At 55.1% G+C, this 17,551-nt stretch carries 20 protein-coding genes; 12 read left to right on the top strand and 8 right to left on the bottom strand.

Annotated elements, in window-relative coordinates:
* Positions 1–126: 126 nt before the first annotated feature.
* Complete coding sequence (gene smpB / locus INT32_RS00975) at positions 127–588, bottom strand: SsrA-binding protein SmpB (RefSeq protein WP_193086865.1); 462 nt, start codon at positions 586–588, stop codon at positions 127–129.
* Positions 589–755: 167 nt separating this feature from the next.
* Between smpB and INT32_RS00970 the strand changes: the two genes are divergently transcribed.
* The 3 genes from INT32_RS00970 to INT32_RS00960 all read left to right on the top strand — a co-directional run bounded on the left by INT32_RS00970 (position 756) and on the right by INT32_RS00960 (position 2,854).
* Positions 756–1,190, top strand: coding sequence for a type II toxin-antitoxin system RatA family toxin (locus INT32_RS00970; protein ID WP_128394208.1), 435 nt, complete (start codon positions 756–758; stop codon positions 1,188–1,190).
* Positions 1,183–1,569, top strand: a complete 387-nt coding sequence (locus tag INT32_RS00965; protein WP_193086864.1) for an RnfH family protein — start codon at positions 1,183–1,185, stop codon at positions 1,567–1,569. Before INT32_RS00970 ends, INT32_RS00965 begins: the two co-directional genes overlap by 8 nt.
* Before the next feature lie 130 nt (positions 1,570–1,699).
* Complete coding sequence (locus tag INT32_RS00960) at positions 1,700–2,854, top strand: enoyl-CoA hydratase/isomerase family protein (protein WP_193086863.1); 1,155 nt, start codon at positions 1,700–1,702, stop codon at positions 2,852–2,854.
* Here INT32_RS00960 and INT32_RS00955 read toward each other — a convergent pair.
* Positions 2,828–3,802 (bottom strand): folate-binding protein YgfZ, encoded by a 975-nt coding sequence (locus tag INT32_RS00955; RefSeq protein WP_193086862.1) that lies wholly within the window; start codon positions 3,800–3,802, stop codon positions 2,828–2,830. The genes INT32_RS00960 and INT32_RS00955 overlap by 27 nt on opposite strands.
* A 218-nt stretch (positions 3,803–4,020) precedes the next feature.
* Between INT32_RS00955 and mltG the strand changes: the two genes are divergently transcribed.
* From mltG to crcB, 8 genes are all read left to right on the top strand, one after another.
* Positions 4,021–5,034: an endolytic transglycosylase MltG gene (gene mltG / locus INT32_RS00950; protein ID WP_193086861.1), complete on the top strand. Its 1,014-nt coding sequence runs from the start codon at positions 4,021–4,023 to the stop codon at positions 5,032–5,034.
* Positions 5,031–5,660: a dTMP kinase gene (gene tmk, locus INT32_RS00945; protein ID WP_193086860.1), complete on the top strand. Its 630-nt coding sequence runs from the start codon at positions 5,031–5,033 to the stop codon at positions 5,658–5,660. The genes mltG and tmk overlap by 4 nt, the downstream gene beginning before the upstream one ends.
* A 6-nt stretch (positions 5,661–5,666) precedes the next feature.
* A complete protein-coding gene (holB, locus tag INT32_RS00940; protein ID WP_193086859.1) occupies positions 5,667–6,728 on the top strand; it encodes a DNA polymerase III subunit delta' in 1,062 nt (353 codons plus the stop codon).
* Positions 6,729–6,741: 13 nt separating this feature from the next.
* The gene (locus INT32_RS00935; RefSeq protein ID WP_193086858.1) at positions 6,742–7,509 is read left to right on the top strand and encodes a TatD family hydrolase; all 768 of its coding nucleotides are present in this window, start codon (positions 6,742–6,744) and stop codon (positions 7,507–7,509) included.
* Positions 7,510–7,605: 96 nt separating this feature from the next.
* Positions 7,606–8,259, top strand: a complete 654-nt coding sequence (locus tag INT32_RS00930) for an ankyrin repeat domain-containing protein (protein WP_193086857.1) — start codon at positions 7,606–7,608, stop codon at positions 8,257–8,259.
* 12 nt (positions 8,260–8,271) lie between these two features.
* Positions 8,272–9,063, top strand: coding sequence for a hypothetical protein (locus INT32_RS00925; protein WP_193086856.1), 792 nt, complete (start codon positions 8,272–8,274; stop codon positions 9,061–9,063).
* A gap of 172 nt (positions 9,064–9,235) precedes the next feature.
* Positions 9,236–10,537 (top strand): Glu/Leu/Phe/Val dehydrogenase, encoded by a 1,302-nt coding sequence (locus tag INT32_RS00920; RefSeq protein WP_193086855.1) that lies wholly within the window; start codon positions 9,236–9,238, stop codon positions 10,535–10,537.
* 285 nt (positions 10,538–10,822) lie between these two features.
* A complete protein-coding gene (crcB, locus tag INT32_RS00915) occupies positions 10,823–11,212 on the top strand; it encodes a fluoride efflux transporter CrcB (RefSeq protein ID WP_193086854.1) in 390 nt (129 codons plus the stop codon).
* A gap of 293 nt (positions 11,213–11,505) precedes the next feature.
* On the opposite strand, the gene INT32_RS00910 is transcribed toward crcB, so the two are convergent.
* The 6 genes from INT32_RS00910 to INT32_RS00885 all read right to left on the bottom strand — a co-directional run bounded on the left by INT32_RS00910 (position 11,506) and on the right by INT32_RS00885 (position 16,740).
* Positions 11,506–12,201 carry a glutathione binding-like protein gene (locus INT32_RS00910; protein ID WP_193086853.1) on the bottom strand — a complete coding sequence of 232 codons (696 nt, stop codon included), beginning with the start codon at positions 12,199–12,201 and terminating at the stop codon, positions 11,506–11,508.
* Entirely contained in the window at positions 12,198–12,680 is a 483-nt protein-coding gene (locus INT32_RS00905; RefSeq protein WP_193086852.1) for a glutathione peroxidase, read from the bottom strand. The genes INT32_RS00910 and INT32_RS00905 overlap by 4 nt, the downstream gene beginning before the upstream one ends.
* Positions 12,677–13,576: a DMT family transporter gene (locus INT32_RS00900; RefSeq protein WP_193086851.1), complete on the bottom strand. Its 900-nt coding sequence runs from the start codon at positions 13,574–13,576 to the stop codon at positions 12,677–12,679. The genes INT32_RS00905 and INT32_RS00900 overlap by 4 nt, the downstream gene beginning before the upstream one ends.
* A 249-nt stretch (positions 13,577–13,825) precedes the next feature.
* Positions 13,826–14,809 carry a tripartite tricarboxylate transporter substrate binding protein BugE gene (locus INT32_RS00895; protein ID WP_193086850.1) on the bottom strand — a complete coding sequence of 328 codons (984 nt, stop codon included), beginning with the start codon at positions 14,807–14,809 and terminating at the stop codon, positions 13,826–13,828.
* A gap of 127 nt (positions 14,810–14,936) precedes the next feature.
* Complete coding sequence (locus INT32_RS00890) at positions 14,937–15,857, bottom strand: DMT family transporter (RefSeq protein ID WP_193086849.1); 921 nt, start codon at positions 15,855–15,857, stop codon at positions 14,937–14,939.
* Position 15,858: 1 nt separating this feature from the next.
* Positions 15,859–16,740 (bottom strand): LysR family transcriptional regulator, encoded by an 882-nt coding sequence (locus INT32_RS00885; protein ID WP_193086848.1) that lies wholly within the window; start codon positions 16,738–16,740, stop codon positions 15,859–15,861.
* 130 nt (positions 16,741–16,870) lie between these two features.
* On the opposite strand from INT32_RS00885, the gene INT32_RS00880 reads away from it, so the two are divergent.
* Entirely contained in the window at positions 16,871–17,551 is a 681-nt protein-coding gene (locus INT32_RS00880; protein ID WP_193086847.1) for an RraA family protein, read from the top strand.

The raw sequence follows: 17,551 nt of genomic DNA, 5'->3' as shown, positions 1-17,551 counted from the left end.
CCGGCCCGGTAATGGCGCTATCTTCCCGCGCCTGATAGGTTTCTCCGCCCTGATCCTGGCGGTCGGGTACGGCGATGTTAGTCGTTTCAATGGTAGAAGGGGGCTGTGCTGTTCAACAGGCTTGATTCAGGAATCGCGCTTGCGCGTATCGTGTTTCATAATACGCTCCTTCTCACGCAGCCAGTCTTTGTCGCGGGCACTGTCCCGTTTGTCGTGCAGCTTTTTGCCCTTGCCCAGACCAAACTCCAGCTTGATTTTGCCGTTGCGAAAGTGCAGATTCAATGGCACCAGCGTATAGCCGCGGATTTCCACTTTGCCAATGAGTTTGTCGATCTCGTTCTTGTGCAGCAGCAACTTACGGGTACGGGTGGCATTGGGATGGATATGCGTTGAGGCGGTTGCCAGCGGGCTGACGTGCATGTTCAGCAACTGTAATTCGCCGTCGCGCACAATGACATAACTCTCGCCCAGTTGCACGCGGCCAGCCCGGATGGACTTGACTTCCCAGCCTTCCAGGACGATGCCTGCCTCGAAGCGCTCTTCAATGAAATAGTCGTGGGTTGCCTTGCGATTGTTGGTAATGCTCATGTTTGATTTTATAAATGGATTTGACCCGTTAAAATAGGGGTCTGTTTAATCGCGCAAAATGCAATGATTTCACGCAATTGTAATTGAATCAAACTGCTTGTGCTGCTTGTTGATTACACTGCAAGCGTATTTTGCCTTGTCACTTACCCTACGTTGCCAATTAATTCATGTCCACTACTGTTCATCGTTCCGTTCTGCTTCCATACTCCGCTGCCGATATGTTCGCGCTGGTCGCTGATGTGGAGAAATATCCCGAGTTCATGCCATGGTGCGGCGGGGCGCAGGTTCTGGAAACGGATGATGCCGGCATGACGGCCTCGATCATGATCAGTTTTGCCGGACTCAAGCAAACCTTCACCACCCGCAATACTCATCACTTTCCCGATAAAATTCACCTGCACCTGGTCGATGGGCCGTTCTCTGCCCTCAATGGTACCTGGGAATTTATCGCACTGGCGCCGGATGCGTGCAAAGTCCAGTTCGCCCTGGATTATGCATTCAACAGCCGTTCACTTGAAATGCTGGTGGGGCCGGTATTTAACCGCATCGCCAACAGCTTTATCGACTCCTTTACCAAGCGGGCCGAGCAGATTTATGTCTGATGAGGATATGACCATTACGGTCTGCTATGCACATTCGGCAGGCCAAGTATGGCTGTCTGCGGTCACGCTGCCCTGTGGCAGCACCATTGAACAGGCCATCGCGGCATCGGGTGTCTATCAGGCATGCAATATTACCACAGCAGATATCGCGGATACGGGGGTGTTCGGCTTGCGTAAACCACGCGATTGTGTGCTTCGCCAGGGCGATCGGGTGGAGTTATACCGCCAATTGTCCTTCGATCCCATGGAGTCGCGACGTCGTCGTGCTGCTCATCGTAAAACCGGTATCCTCAAGCGCAAGCATTTGAAAAAAAGTAAAGTAGCGTGGCAGGAGTACATGGAAACCTCGCCAGCTGGCCACAAGAAGGGATCTGATTGACTGGTGGCTGCATATATAATGATTGCCATTCAGGTAAAGGCCGGATCTGCATCCGACCTGCCAGACTTCATGCGAATGGAAACATCAGCCGGATGATGCCAATCCGGCACCGGGTATAACAGGAGACATTATGACCGCCCCCGTTTTATTTCAGGAAAAGCCGTTGGCCAGCCAGGGTTGCTACGGCATTGCCACGTTGAACCAGCCATCCAAGCTCAATAGTCTGTCACTTGAAATGTGCCAGTTGCTGACTGAGCAACTAACGCTCTGGGAACAAGACCCTGCGATTGCATTTGTCATATTTGAAGGGGCGGGGGAAAAGGCATTCTGCGCCGGCGGGGATCTGCACCAGCTGTATACCAGCATGCAGCAGTATGCCGGTAAGCCGGCCGCCGATAATGCCTATGCAGCTCAATTCTTTGATGTGGAATACCGCCTGGACTATCAGATCCATACCTATAGTAAACCCATTATCTGTTGGGGCCATGGTGTGGTCATGGGCGGCGGTATCGGGCTGATGGCCGGTACTTCACATCGCGTGGTCAGCGAATCATCGCGACTGGCCATGCCTGAAGTCACCATTGGCCTGTTTCCCGATGTGGGCGGCAGTTGGGATCTGAATCACCTGGCAGGTCGTATCGGTCGCTTTTTTGCCGCAACCGGCGCCATTTTGAATGCTGCCGATTCGCTCTTTACCGGTATGGCCGATTATTGCGTTCGTCATGCAGACTGGTCTGCCATCATTGCTGGTCTGGAACGCATAGATGGCACGCAAATGGCCGACCGGCGCCAGCTTGATCAGCGCATTCATGACGTGCTGGCGCAGCACAGCGCAGCGGCAACGCTGGATGCCGGCCCACTGCAAACGAACTATGCCATGCTTACCGCGCTCTGCGCCAATCGAGACATTGTCAGCCTGTATCGCGCATTCGCTGCATTGGCCGATCATGCTGACCCTTGGCTTGCGCGGGCGGCGCAGACCATGCTCAAGGGCGCGCCGCTATCGGTCGCGCTCGGCCTGACCTTGCAGGAACGGGCACTTCACCTGTCACTGGCCCAGGTATTTCAACTGGAATATAAGGTCGCGCTCAATTGCTGCGCCCACGGGCAACTGCAGGAAGGTATCCGGGCGCTGCTTATTGACAAGGATAAACATCCGCAATGGCAGCCGGCGACAATCGAGCAGATCACACCGGCCGACATCGACGCATTGCTGGCTTCTCCGTGGCAGAACGCGTCGGACAATCCACTGGCCAGTTTAGGCCAGGGTCGGTTTGTCCAGTGAGTATGGAATAGTCAGCAGCGTTATCGGCGGGCCATTTTCGTCTCCCAGCACCAGGCGATTATGCTCCGCGGCTTCAAGCCGTACTTCAAACAGCATGTAGAGGGCGTCTGCCAGCGTTGCGGCATTGACGATCTGGCCACTGGGCTCCCGCGTGTTCGTGCTGTCTGTAATGTCTGTACCCGGCGCCACTGTTGTGGCTGGCGGGTTATCACATACGCCATTGAGCATCCGCCGCTTCAGTTTGCCCCGATAATGGCTGCGCGCGACAATTTCCTGGCCAGGATAGCAGCCTTTGGTAAAGCTGACTGCGCCTATAGCGTCCAGATTCAGATCCTGGGGAATGAACATTTCCTGGTTGGCTTTCTCCACCCAGGGCAGGCCAGCCAGAATATCCAGGACCGCCCATTGCCCGGGCTGTCCTGCTTGAGCCTGGCTGGTGTCAATGGCAGTGTCTGCGATCAGAATGCCACGTTGTATGCCGGCTGTGCCGGGCAGTCCGAGCTGCATCATTGATTCAGTTGCAATAATCTGCCACGGCTCGGGGCGTGCGAGTGTGGTGTCCGAGATCGTATTATCGCCAGCCCAGTACGCGTAGGGAGTGATGTCTGTTTCTTCTACCGTGACCTTGGCGCGCAACACGAACATCCGCAAGCGCTTGGCAAAGCTGTCGGCAACATCGCTGCGCACCATCACTTGGTACGCATTTTCCTGAGGGGCCTGTGGCTGCGCTTGCTGCCAGAAAATAAAACTGGCCAGCATGCGGCCCTTGGCGGAGCAATAGGCGGACAGCCGGGCCGACTCGGTAGTAGCGGCCATGACGTCCTGAGTGAACTGTCCCTGCAGAAACGCCTGGGCTTCAGCGCCGCGGATCGTCAGGATGCAATAGTCGGGCAGCGGCGTGATATGTAGCGGGGTATCCGGTGTGAATCCGGTAGGGGCTGTGGACATAAAATAGTTCCTTTTCATTGCTGCAGAACCCAGGCAACATGCGATCGGGTTCCGCTCAGATTCTCATGCCTGATATCGTAACGTATTGAATAGGTTTTTTGCTGCTAATCAATGAAGGGATCAGGGATTCCCGGGTATCAGGCGGCACTGGCAGCTGCCCGTGCCTGATACAATAGGTGCTCTGTAGATGTCGGGCCCGGCGGATCATTATTTCACCCATGAAACTGTTCAAATATATTATTTTTTCGTTCTTTATTTGTGTCTTGCTGCTGGCAGCCGGTCTCGCCGGCAAGGTATGGCACTGGACGAAAACACCTGCACCCATGAGCGCCGATGTCATCGATTACAGCGTGCCGCGCGGCAGTACGATAGCGTCTGTCGCCCAGAACATGGTTGCCGCGGGCATCCGGATCGAACCTTATCTGTTTGTCATGTATGCACGCTATACCGGCCAGGATCGGCAGCTCAAAGCGGGCGCCTATGAGGCCAAACGGGGCGATACGCCCGTGGATCTGCTCACCCGCATGGCCTCAGGGCAGACCAGCAAAAGTCAGTTCCAGATTATCGAAGGTTGGTCCTATCGGCAGATTCGCACGACATTAAAGAACAACCCGAATATTACGCACACGCTGGACAATTTGAGCGATGCCCAGCTGCTGGAAAAGCTTGGCGCACCCTACGACAGCCCCGAAGGCCTGTTTTTCCCGGACACCTATGTCTTTGTGCCGGGAGACACCGATATGGATATTCTGAGGCGCGCCTATACCGAAGGTCAGAAACGCCTTGCTGCGGTGTGGGACGCACGCGATAGCGACCTGCCCTTGAAAACGCCCTATGAGGCGTTGATTCTGGCTTCCATCATCGAAAAGGAAACCGGACACGAGCAGGATCGCAGCCGGGTTGCGGGCGTGTTTATCAACCGCCTGGACAAAAGGATGTTGCTGCAAACGGATCCGACCGTTATCTATGGAATGAAAGAAGCCTATCGGGGTGTCATTACCAGAAACGACTTGACGACCGATACGCCCTGGAACACATATACGCGCGGCGGACTGCCACCCACGCCTATTGCCAGCCCGGGCTTGCTGTCGCTGCAGGCGGCAGTCCATCCCGAGCGGCATAAGTATTTGTATTTTGTGTCGCGGGGCGATGGCACCAGTGAGTTTTCCGAAGATCTGCGCGGACACAACCGTAACGTCAAAACTTATATCCTGAAGAAGGGCATACAATGAAGGGTTTTTTTCTCACACTCGAAGGCGTGGACGGCGCGGGTAAAAGTTCGCATATCGGTCATTTGCGCGAGCTGTGCGAGTCACTGGGGCACGAGGTCGTGATGACCCGGGAGCCGGGTGGTACGCCCATCAGCGAGGCGCTGCGCGCCATGCTGCTCAAAGAGTCAATGCACATGGAAACAGAAACGCTGTTGATGTTTGCCGCCAGGCAGGAACATATTTTGTCTGTGATAGCCCCGGCCCTGACCTCGGGAAAAATCGTGATCAGCGATCGCTTCACCGATGCGACTTATGCTTACCAGGGCGGCGGGCGTCATTTCCCGGCGCAGCGGATTCAAATCCTCGAAGACTGGGTCCAGCAGCAATTGCAGCCGGACCTGACCATCCTGTTCGATGTGCCACTGGAAGTGGCGCGCGAGCGACTGGAAAATAGCCGCGAGCAGGACCGGTTCGAACGCGAGGATAGCGGTTTTTTCGAGCGCGTCCGGGCAGCGTATCATGCGCGAGTCAAGGCCGATCCGGCGCGGTTTTATATCGTTGATTCCAGCCGCCCCAAAGCCGATATTACGCAGCAACTGCAGGACATGTTAAAGACAAGGCTGGCGCAGCATGCCGCGCAAAGGTAATCATTCATGACGGCGATCACATCCTTTTTCCCCTGGCAAACGGCAAGCGCAGGCAACTGGTTGGGTGACCGCGAACGGTTTGCGCATGCCTGGCTGATTTACGGACCGCCTGGCATCGGCAAGCTTACATTTGCGCGGGCAGCGGCAACCAGCCTGCTATGCGAGCGGCCAAGCGGCGGGCTGGCTTGCGGAACGTGTCAGTCCTGCTCCTGGATTGCCAATGATGCTCACCCCGATCTGCGTCTGGTGCTGCCCGACAGGCTTGCCCTGCACTATGGCTTGCAGGAGGCGGCCACGGCGTCGGATGCGCAAGAAGGGGCGGCGACAAAAAAAGCCTCCAGCGAAATCCGTATTGACCAGGTTCGGCAACTGGATTCGCTACTGAGCGTTACCACGCATCGCAGCGGGATGCGCGTCATTATCCTTTTTCCTGCAGAGTCGCTGAACACTGCCTCTGCCAACTATCTGCTCAAGTCTGTGGAGGAGCCAGCGCCGGGGACGGTATTTCTGCTGGTCTCGCACGCGCCGGACAAAGTATTGCCAACGCTCCTGTCAAGGTGTCGTCGGCTGTGCCTACCCATGCCGACAAGGGACGAGGGGCTGGTCTGGCTGCAGGCGCAGGGGCTGCCCGAAGCGCAAGCTGAAACCTGGCTGCATGCCAGTGGCGGAGCGCCGGTGGGTGCACTGGCGCTGAGTCGCTCCAGTACTGAACCGGTCAGCTACTGGCTGGGGTCGTTTGCGCAGACGCTGGCTGATCGCACCATGCCTGATATGGCAGACTACCTGCCCAAACTGGAAAAACTGCAGGCCGAAGAATGGCTGGGGTCTTTGCAGCGCCTCTTTACAGACTTGATGTTGCAGAGCAACGGCCTGCCGTTGCGTTATTTCCCGCGCCTGGCCCCCTTTATCAAGGTCATGGCGGCAGAACTGAGCGCGACCAAGATCAGCCAGACTTCAGTGTGGCTCGCTCGACAACAGCGTATTGCAGACCACCCGCTAAATGCCAGATTGTTCATTCAATCCGTGCTGCAACGTGTGTGCGTAACCTGCCTGTCAAAAAACGGATAAATGGAACTCGCTTATGTATGTAGACTCTCATTGTCATCTTGATTTTCCGCAACTGCAGGAAGATCTGCCGGCAATTCTGGATAATATGAAACGCAATCAGGTCAGTCACGCGCTGTGCGTCAGCGTGAACTTGCCCGATTGGCCACGGATTGTCAGCCTGATTGAAGCCCATGACCATCTCTGGGGATCGGTAGGGGTGCATCCTGATTACGAGGATACACCGGAGCCCGATGTGGAGACCCTGAGCCGCCATGCCCAGCACAGGAAAATCGTAGCGATCGGTGAAACCGGGCTGGACTATTACCGTCTGTCAGAACCGCTGGACTGGCAGCGCAATCGCTTTCGTGTCCATATTCGTGCAGCCAATGAAACCGGGCTGCCGCTGATCATCCATACCCGTTCTTCTGCGGAAGATACGCTGCGGCTAATGCGCGAAGAAAATGCCGCCGGGTGTGGCGGCGTCATGCACTGTTTTGCCGAAAGCTGGGAAGTTGCGCAACAGGCCATGGAGCAGAATTTTTACATCTCCCTCTCAGGCATCGTCACCTTCAAAAACGCTGTTCAGTTGCAGGAGGTGGCGCGGCTCATGCCACTGGAGCGTCTCCTGATAGAAACCGACTCTCCCTATCTGGCGCCGGTGCCGTACCGTGGCAAGCGCAACGACCCATCCAAGGTCATTCACGTTGCCGAAAAAATTGCGGAACTGCGACAAATTTCCGTAAGGGAGGTAGCAGAGGCGACGACGAATAATTTTTTCAATTTATTCAAAAAGATACAATGATTATTTGCTATATTGGTTTAAGTTTGTAGCTTGCAGCTGAAATTCTCCAATAGTTAAACTATCTTAATGAATTCAAAGAAATAGGAGATATATATAATGTATTACATGAATAATGGATTAATCCTAAAAAAAGCCATGCTGGCAGCCGTGCTGGCTGTGACAGTAAGCGCATGCGCGGCAAATGCCGGCAGCAGCAGTGGCTTGTGGAATGATATAAAAAACAATCGCGCCAGTGAAGTAACACAGGCGCTGTCCCAGGGAGCAGATCCCAATGCAGTCAACGAAAACGGGGAGCCTGCGCTGATTCAGGCAATCCGTGACCAGTCTATGGGTGTATTCGATGCGCTGGCCGCCAATCCCAAGACCGATGTCAATGCGGTAAATCGCACGGGTGAAACGCCCCTGATGTATCTGGCGATTATTGGCGATCTGCCGCGTGCCAAGAAACTTGTCGCCCGAGGAGCGAAGGTTAACCGCCTGGGCTGGACTCCGTTGCATTACGCGGCCTCCAAAGGGCATGCAGACGTGGTCAAATTTCTGCTGGGCAAGGGCGCCTACCCGAATGCGCCGGCACCCGATGGCAGTTCGCCATTGCTGATGGCGGTGACGTCGAAAAATGCCGATGCGGTGCGTGCACTGGTGGCGGCGGGTGCCGATCCGCGGGCGATCAATCAGAAGAACGTAAGCGCTCTTGATATGGCCCAAAAACTCGGCAACACCGAGGTGCTAAGCGCATTGGGTACAAAATAAGGATATACGACCATGACCTGGTATTTGAAATCCCGTTTGGCCAGCAAGCAGTCCCTTTATGCGGTGATCGGCCTGGCGTGCGCGTTGACTGGCGGCATCGCTCATGCAGAGCAGAATTATTGCGACAGCCCCTGGCTGGCGCCCAATACGCGCCTGTCCGGTTCGGTCGATGGGGCAACCGCCAGATTTTCAGTACTGGTCAATCAGGTTAACCGCGTCAGTGCGAATCAATGTACGGCCCACCTGACGGTCGATGCGGATGCGCCCATTGCCGGGCAAAGAGTGCAGGGCACCGGACCCTTCACGCTGACGGTGGAGCAGGGCAGATCGACGCTTAACGGCTCCTTTGATGCCTCAGGGCTGATGAATACGCTGATGAAGACATCGGTGCAAAGCGCACTGACCGGCTACTTCCTCAAGCCTGCAGACACGGTCAACCCTGGCGAGACGCTTGCGCCGATTTCCGGGCATTCCAATGTAAATCTGGCCGTAACCCTGCAAAATGGCATCCCGCTGAACCAGATCAACGTCAGCAACGCATCCATTTCGACCGGCCCCAGAAAGGTCGAGCAACTGCAAAGCCGTTCCACGTCTGTCGGGACCTTGCAGTGTATGCCGGTCACCTATTCGGCGACCACATCCAGTGGTAATCTTAGCGGTGCGCCGGCCGGAAACGACAACGCAGCCAGATCCGGCACTGCACAAGTGACAGATTGGTATTGCCCCGAAAAAGGATTGACCATGGAATCGGTGATTACTCGTGGAAGCAAGACAACGCGCGTGGTGATCAGTTCCATCCAGTAATTCGGCCCAGGGCCAGCAAATGAGTGGCCGTCGGCATGCCGCAAAATGCAGTTTGCTATTGTTTGAAACATACATTTATTCTGTCCCTATTTAAATTTTTACAAGCAAAAATGGGGACAGATTGAGTTGGCGTTACACTTGTGCTTTGTCTGATCATGTCAAGGAGACGATTTTGAGCCAGGATACATCCAGCAACCGCCAGCATGCCTTACCTTCCTACCTGAATTCGGAAGATCTGGGGGCATGGGGCATTTACCTGCAACAAGTGGATCGGGTCACGCCGTATCTGGGGTCATTGCAACGCTGGGTTGAAACACTCAAACGTCCCAAGCGGTCAATGATTGTCGATATTCCTGTGGAACTGGACAATGGGACCATCGCGCATTTTGAAGGGTACCGGGTGCAGCACAATACATCGCGCGGTCCAGGCAAGGGCGGGGTGCGTTTTCACCAGGACGTCTGCCTTTCCGAAGTGATGGCGCTGGCCGCCTGGATGTCGATCAAAAATGCAGCAGTCAATCTGCCCTTTGGCGGCGCCAAGGGTGGCGTGCGCATTGATCCCCGCAATTACTCCAAAGCCGAACTGGAAAAAGTAACGCGCCGTTATACCAGCGAAATTGGCGTTATTATCGGCCCCGCCAAGGATATTCCGGCACCTGACGTCAATACCAATCCGCAAACCATGGCCTGGATGATGGATACCTATTCGATGAACGTCGGCGCTACGGCTACCGGCGTGGTCACCGGCAAACCCATTTCCCTGGGTGGCAGTCTGGGACGGGTTGAAGCAACCGGCCGCGGTGTATTTGTGGTCGGGTGTGAAGCCGCCAGGGACATCAACCTGTCCATCGAAGGCGCGCGCGTGGCGGTCCAGGGTTTCGGTAATGTGGGCGGTACGGCGGCGCGGCTCTTTTTCGAAGCAGGCGCCAAGGTCGTTGCCGTGCAGGATCATACTGGCGCGATTAGAAACACCAACGGCATTCAGGTGCATGAACTGCTCGCGCATGTGGAAAAACATGCCGGCGTCAAAGGCTTTGCAAGCGCAGAGGAAGTCGCTGTTGACGACTTCTGGTCGGTGCAGACAGACTTTCTTATCCCGGCCGCGCTGGAGAACCAGATTGATGCCCGTGTTGCCGATCTGGTCAACGCGAAAATCGTGGTCGAAGGCGCCAACGGTCCGACGACGCCCGACGCCGACGACATCCTGACCGAAAAAGGCGTATACGTGGTGCCCGACGTGCTTGCCAATGCGGGCGGTGTGACGGTCAGTTATTTTGAATGGGTTCAGGACTTTTCCAGCTTTTTCTGGACTGAAGACGAAATCAACCACAGGCTGGAACGTCTGATGCGTGAGGCCTATCGTGCGGTATCCGAGGTCGCCAAGCATAACTCGGTTACATTGCGCACTGCGGCCTTCATTGTGGCGTGCTCCCGGATTCTGGAGTCGCGTGAGGTGCGTGGCCTGTATCCCTGATTAATGGCAAGCAGGGCGTGGCGATGCTATCGTCCTGCTTGCCAGTTCAGTTGGTCGTGCATCGTTGACAAAAGCGCACCAGACGCGTGATCTTGTCTGGTGCGCCGGCAACATGCTACTATTTGGGCCATGCGGAGATGGCTATCCTCCTGGCATTGCCCGAACTGCTGTCCCTCGGACAGATAATGATACCTGCGCAACCTTCTGCCTGCTGCTCGCATCCAGGCGTTGGAAACGCAGGTATTTTTATGTCCGCACATTATTCAACCTCTACGGAGTCGCTCCATGTTGCAATCTCTGGTCATGATAAGCGCTGGCGCCTCTTGCGGAGCGGTATTGCGATGGGCACTGGGCTTGGCGCTGAATAACGCCTTGCATCCTATTGCAATGGGTACACTGATTGCCAATCTGAGTGGTGGTTACCTGATCGGCCTGGCATTGGGTGTGTTCGCCGCCTTTCCCTCATTTCCTGCGGAATGGCGATTGCTTATTGTGACCGGCTTTCTGGGCGGGCTCACAACATTCTCTTCGTTTTCAGCTGAAGTCACGATCCTGCTGCATCAGGGAAAAATCCAGTGGGCCTTGCTGGAAATTGGTATGCACGTGCTTGGCTCGCTGCTGATGACGGCCCTGGGACTGTACACCGTTACCGCGATCCGTCGCTGGTATGAGTAACGCATGCCGGATAAGTTTGCATGTCTATCGGTAGGCAGGCAATGCTATTTTATGACCATTGGCTGACGTACTGCGAGCAAGCCTGAGTCGGTGTAGGCAGCGCCTGTGTCATTGCGTATGTAACTGTGTTTGTAATTGCTTAGGTGGATGACCCGTGCAATGACCCGTGCAATGACCTGAGCAATGCAAAGAGTGAGCTATGCCACATCAGAGATGGCATAGCAGTCAACGTATTTCTTGTCGGTCCGCGCATTTCGATCCTGGCAGTTCAATCTGCGCGGAGTAAGGCGGCTTTATTTATCGTCGTTGTTCAGGCCGAACAAAATCTTCTTGGCTTCATCGTCATTCGGCGGCTGTCCGGGGTTGATCCGATCAACCACAGCATAAGCACGCTCGGTCGCCGGGCGTGCGGCAATCGTTTCAAACCAGCGCTTCAGATTTGGAAAATCGTCTAGATTTTGCATTTGGCGCTCATGCGGCACCACCCAGGGGTAGCAGGCCATGTCCGCGATGGAGTAGTCACCAACGATAAATTCGCGATCCTGAAGGCGATGATCCAGCACGCCATATAACCTGCCCGTTTCCTTAACGTAGCGGTTGATGGCGTAGTCGATTTTTTCCGGTGCGTACTGGCCAAAGTGATGATTCTGGCCTGCCATGGGGCCGAGCCCGCCCATTTGCCAGTTCAGCCATTCAAGCGTCTGGATTCTGGCGCGCAGGTCTGATGACATGAATTTGCCGGTTTTTTCAGCCAGATATTGCAATATGGCGCCCGACTCAAAGACCGGGATCGCGTCACCATGATCGTTAGGGTTATTGTCCACAATGGCGGGAATGCGATTGTTTGGCGCAATCTTCAGAAATTCGGGCGCAAATTGATCGCCTTTGCCGATATTGATGGGATGGATGGTGTATTCCAGCCCGGTCTCTTCAAGAAACAGGGTAATTTTGTGTCCGTTGGGCGTAGTCCAGTAATAGAGATCAATCATTTCAATGCGTCCTTGATGTCCTGTTCAATGTCCTGCGGTTTTGCGGTTGGTGCGTAACGGTGCAGTACCTGACCATCGCGGCCGACCAGAAATTTTGTGAAGTTCCACTTGATCGATTGTATACCCAGCAGTCCTGGTTTTTCTTTCTTGAGCCAGGCAAAGACCGGATGGGCCCGTGGCCCATTGACCTCGGTCTTGTGGGTAAGCGCAAATGTCACTCCGAAGTTCATTGCACAGAACTCCTGAATTTCCTGATCGGTCCCGGGTTCCTGGTTACCGAACTGGTTGCAGGGAAAACCCAGCACTACCAGGCCCTGGTCGCGATATTGTTCATGCAAACGTTGCAGGCCGGTATACTGCGGCGTAAAGCCGCATCTGGAAGCCACATTCACTACCAGCACGACTTTGTCCCGCAAGGATGACAGCGGCAGAGGGCTACCATCCTGCAAAGTGACGCTCATTGAATAAAAATCACTCATTGCTTTTCCCTCTCGGTATCGGTCACCGGCGGTGCAGGTGAGGTGGTGGCGCAGCCGATCGAAGCGGCGACGATGAAGGCGATCGCCAGCCACTGGGCCAGCGTAAGCTGTTCATGCAGTATAACCAGTCCGGCCAGCGCACCCATGGCAGGTTCCAGGCTGAGCAAAATACTCATGGTCTTGCGAGGCAGCGACCTCAGCGAAATCATTTCAAGCGAATAGGGCACGGCGCTGGACAAAATGGCAACCAGCAGGCCCGAAATCATGAAGGCGGGCGTAAGCAGCGTTTCGCCACTGTGGGCAATACCAAATGGCAAGACAAATATGGCCGCCACCGTGATCCCCAGCGACGTCGCCTGGCCCGGGTGAATGTTACGCGTGCGCTGGCCGAAAACAATATATAGTGCCCAGAAAACGCCGGCGCCGATGGCAAACATCACGCCCACCGGATCGATGGCAGATACGTCCTGCTGCGATTGTGGGATCAGCAAATAGAGGCCCAGCGCTACAAAGCCGATCCACAGGAAATCAATTTTGCGGCGCGACGAAAAAATGGCCAGCGATAACGGACCCAGGAATTCAATGGCAATACACAGGCCCAGCGGCACAGTACGGATGGCCATGTAAAACAGGAAATTGATCAGCCCCAGGCATAAGCCGTAACTGGCAATGGCCAGCGCGTTTTTGCGCGAAAGAGGGAAACGCCAGGGTCGCCACACGCACCAGAGCAGCAGCGCGGAAAATCCCAGGCGGTAGGCGGTTGTGCCCTGAGCGCCCACGGCATCAAACAACGATTTGGCAAACGAAGTGCCGATGCACAGCGACGCCATGGAGCCGACCAGTGCGACGATCCCCATGGTTTGTGTGTATGTTCGTATTGAATTGCCCGCTGCCATGCCCTCTCATCCTTTGCGTCATTCTACCTGAAATCGGCCTTTGCATAAGGGTTTATACCGGGGCAGTTTGTGCAAGTACAAAGCCGTGCAATCGGACTGATGCACGGCATGAAGAAAACGCCTGAGCATTGCGTTATTGTTGCTCTGGTTCGTCAACTTCAGGCGAGGGCCAGACACATCATACAGCTATGCAGCCCAGGATGCGACAGGGTGTATATCATGTCGTCAATCCACCCGAGGTCGCGCCAATCAGTTGCGCTTCATCTGCAAATTGCCATTTTTTACGATAGCTTTGGCAATGTCGTATTGTTTTTTGATTTCTTCGGCAAAATGCTCTGGCGAACCGGGATCGGGGATGGCGCCCTGTTTTTGCAAAGCAGCAACCACGTTGGGAGCAGCAAGCGCTTCGGTCGCAGTCTTGTTCAGTTTGTCGATAATCTCTTTGGGTGTGCCTGTCGGGGCCAGCAAACCGTAAAATACGCCGTTGTTCAGGTCGGGGTATCCCTCTTGGGCATACGTAGGCAGATCCGGCAGCTCCTTGATGCGCTCAGGCCAGGCCAGCACGATGGGCTTGAGCTTGCCTCCCTGGATATTTGCCATGGAGGAGGGCAGGTTATCGAACATGACCTTGACCTGGCCACCCACCACATCGGTAAGCGCCGGGCCGGCACCCTTATAGGGCACGTGGCTGATTTCTACGCCCAATTGCTGTTTGAAGGCTTCCCCCATCAAATGGGCGATGCTGCACACGCCGGGCGAGGCATAGGAATATTCCTTGGGATTCTTTTTCAGCTCGGCGACAAATTCCTTGAAATTGCTGGCTGGAAAGGAGGGGTGTACCTCGACGACATTGGGCGTATTGACGAAATTGGATACGGGTGCGAAATCCTTGACCGGGTCATATGTCAGGTCATCGGGACGACAGGCAGGATTGACCGCCATGGTCGATACCGTGGCAATGCTCAGCGTGTAGCCATCAGGTTTTGCCCGGGCCGCTTCGGCTGCACCGATGGCGCCGCCTGCACCGGCCTTGTTTTCAATGACCATTGATTTGCCGATGATTTTCGACATTTCCTGAACCACGATACGCGCCACAATATCTGTGGAGCCACCAGGCGCAAAAGGCACAATGACCCGGATCGGTTGGGTTGGATAATCATCGGCGGCATACGCAGACGAAGCCACCAGGCCACTTATGGCGGCAGACAGGGCAATACGGGACCAGAGTTGCATACTCACTCCTGAGGTATATAAAAATGAACAGAGCAGCAGGTTATTAGAATTCCGATATGAAATATATGAGTGAATACCATTAGCGCATGCCGAACCTGCCACATTGCTGGTCAATGAGTAAGCTTGGTCACGCCTTTCTGACATGCGCTGATGCCCTGGTGCTGGCCAGCAATACGCCGGTGATGGCAACTGCCATACCCACCCAGCCAGAGGGTGCCATGGTTTCGCCAAGCATGAGCATGGCAACGACGGACGCGCATGCCGGCACCAGAAAGAAGAGGGCAGAGACTCTGGCCGCCTGCTGGCGTCGGACCATGGCCAGCAGCAGCGAGATGGTGATAATCGAATTGCACAACACCAGATAGGCCAGGGCACCGCCGAACTGCCAGGTCAGCTCGATATGATTGGTTTCCATGAGCAGGGCCAGGGGCAGGCAAAACACCAGGCCAATGGCACATTGAATGATATTGGCGGTGACCGGATGCGGCCCTGCACCGGCAGTACTGCTGACGCGTTCATATAGTACGCCTGCAGTTAAGGCGAACAGGGAGATAATGACCAGCACCAGGCCGAACCAGGAGCCGGCCTGCAAGGAAGACCCTGACGCGATGACGATGACGGCACCGATCAGGCCAAGACCCAGTCCGAGCCACTGAAGGTGACTTTGGCGCTCCCCGGTCAGTTGTGGGGCACAAATGCCAACCAGAACGGGCTGCAGCGAGACGATCAAGGCCACGGTTCCGGCGCTGACCCCCTGTTTCATGCCGACGTAGCTGAAACTGAAATACATGAACTGGATCAGCAGGCCGACGATACAAATATTGGTCCATTCCCGGCGTGTCGCCGGCCAGGACAGACCCAGCACTTGTTGTATCGGTAGCAGGGCAATCACCACGCAGGCATAACGCAGGGACAGCAGCGTCAAGGGCTCTGCATACTGCAGCCCGATTTTCCCGAAACTGAAGCCCGATGACCACAGCAGGATAAATACAATGGGCGCGCCCCAGGACCACCATAGGGTCGGGCTGGGAGAAGGTGCAGAGGTCATATTAATTGAACAGGTTCCGGGCGTACATGGCAATGGATTTGCTGATAGTACCGCGCGGGCTCTGATTTGACCATATCATGCCGATCTTGCGGATCTGTGTGCGGCCTGACAGCGGAACTTTTTGAATACTCTTTCCCAGGCTTTCCAGCGAAAATGAATCGGGAACCAATGCGACGCCGACACCGCGGGCAACCAGCGAGGCAATGGTAAGCAAGCTATCGATTTCCAGGCGTTGATTTGGCACAATGCGATGATCTTTCAGATAGCGATCAACCAACTGACCGCTATAAGAGCTTCGGGCATAACGGATAAACGGACTTGCGCGCAAGAGGTCATGGGCATGTGCAGTTGACTTTGTCGTTGCGTATTTCGGCGGCACAATCAGCGTCAGCGGCTCATCCTGGATCTTCAGCCAGGAACAGTTCTTGTAGATCGCAAATTGCGGCTCTATTGCAAGTGCAATATCCAGTGTGCCCGAATGTACTTGCTGGCATAGTTCTACCGATGGAGCATACGAAACAAAAATGCTTACGTCCGGATGATGTTCATAGGTTTTTTCCAGAAGCCGCGGCAGATGAGTGGTAAGCCCCGAAAAGAAAGAACCAAGTCTCAGTTCGCCCAGTACATTGCCGCTTTTGACCATGGCTGTCATATCGCGGGAGTCCTGAATCATTTGCCGCGCCTTGTCACAGATCAGCAGACCATGTTCGGTGGGCCTGACGGTATGGCCAGAACGCCTGATCAAAGGCTGGCCAAGCTCCTGTTCAAGCCCACGGATGCGCGCCGAAACTGCACCAGGGGTGATGTCCAGATAGCGCGCCGCGTCAGAGATGGAGGCGCAGTCCAGGGTTTTGACAAAAGTTTCCAGATAGTTCGTGTCCATGGCGTATCCTGCGGCTTCGAATTGAGGGAAGTGAAATGCTGAATATTTTTGCATTGAAAAAGCAAAAATATTCAGTATTTTTTTGGATTCTACGCCATAAAATCGTCTCAACTTATTCAGGAGACAAACAATGGTAGAAATCAGCATACGTCAGCGAGCCCGGGCCGTCAGCGCAGCACTGGTCAAATCCTTTGCCGCCATTCCGGTGGCCAATATCAGTGACGTGATGCAGCGCCTGACGGCCGGCGGCCCTTCACTGCGGCCAATGCATGCGGGTGGCGTGCTGGCCGGGCCAGCCTTCACCGTCAAATCGCGGCCGGGCGACAACCTGTTTGTGCACAAGGCCATTGCCATGGCTGCGCCAGGCGATGTGATCGTTGTGGATGCCGGTGGTGATACAACAAATGCAATTATCGGCGAGCTGATGGTTCGCACCGCAAGCCGCAAGGGCATCGCCGGCATCGTTATCAACGGCGCCATTCGGGACCTGGATGCCATCAGCGACGGCGCCTTTCCCGTATACGCAGCTGGTGTGACGCATCGCGGACCCTATAAAAACGGCCCGGGACAAATCAATACGGCCATCAGCCTTGACGGCATGGTCATCGAACCGGGTGATCTTATTGTGGGCGATGCAGACGGGCTGCTATGCGTGCCTTACGAGCAGGCTGAAGATATTCTTAAATGGGCAAGCGACAAAAACGCGCTGGAGGCCGAAATCATTCGTGATATTGACAGCGATCGACTGGATACCAGCTGGATTGACGTCGAGCTGGCAAAGCTTGGTTTCGTATCGAAAGATGCTGGTTGA

Source organism: Advenella sp. FME57 (assembly GCF_014897675.1).
Taxonomy (GTDB): Bacteria; Pseudomonadota; Gammaproteobacteria; order Burkholderiales; family Burkholderiaceae_B; genus Advenella.
The sequence above is the reverse complement of the archived record's forward strand: the minus strand, read 5'-3'. Positions and strand labels throughout refer to the sequence as shown.

Bases quoted from the DNA above. Each gene is read 5' to 3' on its own strand.
- smpB (WP_193086865.1), bottom strand. From the start codon at position 588: ATGAGCATTACCAACAATCGCAAGGCAACCCACGACTATTTCATTGAA.
- INT32_RS00970 (WP_128394208.1), top strand. From the start codon at position 756: ATGTCCACTACTGTTCATCGTTCCGTTCTGCTTCCATACTCCGCTGCC.
- INT32_RS00965 (WP_193086864.1), top strand. From the start codon at position 1,183: ATGTCTGATGAGGATATGACCATTACGGTCTGCTATGCACATTCGGCA.
- INT32_RS00960 (WP_193086863.1), top strand. From the start codon at position 1,700: ATGACCGCCCCCGTTTTATTTCAGGAAAAGCCGTTGGCCAGCCAGGGT.
- INT32_RS00955 (WP_193086862.1), bottom strand. From the start codon at position 3,802: ATGTCCACAGCCCCTACCGGATTCACACCGGATACCCCGCTACATATC.
- mltG (WP_193086861.1), top strand. From the start codon at position 4,021: ATGAAACTGTTCAAATATATTATTTTTTCGTTCTTTATTTGTGTCTTG.
- tmk (WP_193086860.1), top strand. From the start codon at position 5,031: ATGAAGGGTTTTTTTCTCACACTCGAAGGCGTGGACGGCGCGGGTAAA.
- holB (WP_193086859.1), top strand. From the start codon at position 5,667: ATGACGGCGATCACATCCTTTTTCCCCTGGCAAACGGCAAGCGCAGGC.
- INT32_RS00935 (WP_193086858.1), top strand. From the start codon at position 6,742: ATGTATGTAGACTCTCATTGTCATCTTGATTTTCCGCAACTGCAGGAA.
- INT32_RS00930 (WP_193086857.1), top strand. From the start codon at position 7,606: ATGTATTACATGAATAATGGATTAATCCTAAAAAAAGCCATGCTGGCA.
- INT32_RS00925 (WP_193086856.1), top strand. From the start codon at position 8,272: ATGACCTGGTATTTGAAATCCCGTTTGGCCAGCAAGCAGTCCCTTTAT.
- crcB (WP_193086854.1), top strand. From the start codon at position 10,823: ATGTTGCAATCTCTGGTCATGATAAGCGCTGGCGCCTCTTGCGGAGCG.
- INT32_RS00910 (WP_193086853.1), bottom strand. From the start codon at position 12,201: ATGATTGATCTCTATTACTGGACTACGCCCAACGGACACAAAATTACC.
- INT32_RS00905 (WP_193086852.1), bottom strand. From the start codon at position 12,680: ATGAGTGATTTTTATTCAATGAGCGTCACTTTGCAGGATGGTAGCCCT.
- INT32_RS00900 (WP_193086851.1), bottom strand. From the start codon at position 13,576: ATGGCAGCGGGCAATTCAATACGAACATACACACAAACCATGGGGATC.
- INT32_RS00895 (WP_193086850.1), bottom strand. From the start codon at position 14,809: ATGCAACTCTGGTCCCGTATTGCCCTGTCTGCCGCCATAAGTGGCCTG.
- INT32_RS00890 (WP_193086849.1), bottom strand. From the start codon at position 15,857: ATGACCTCTGCACCTTCTCCCAGCCCGACCCTATGGTGGTCCTGGGGC.
- INT32_RS00885 (WP_193086848.1), bottom strand. From the start codon at position 16,740: ATGGACACGAACTATCTGGAAACTTTTGTCAAAACCCTGGACTGCGCC.
- INT32_RS00880 (WP_193086847.1), top strand. From the start codon at position 16,871: ATGGTAGAAATCAGCATACGTCAGCGAGCCCGGGCCGTCAGCGCAGCA.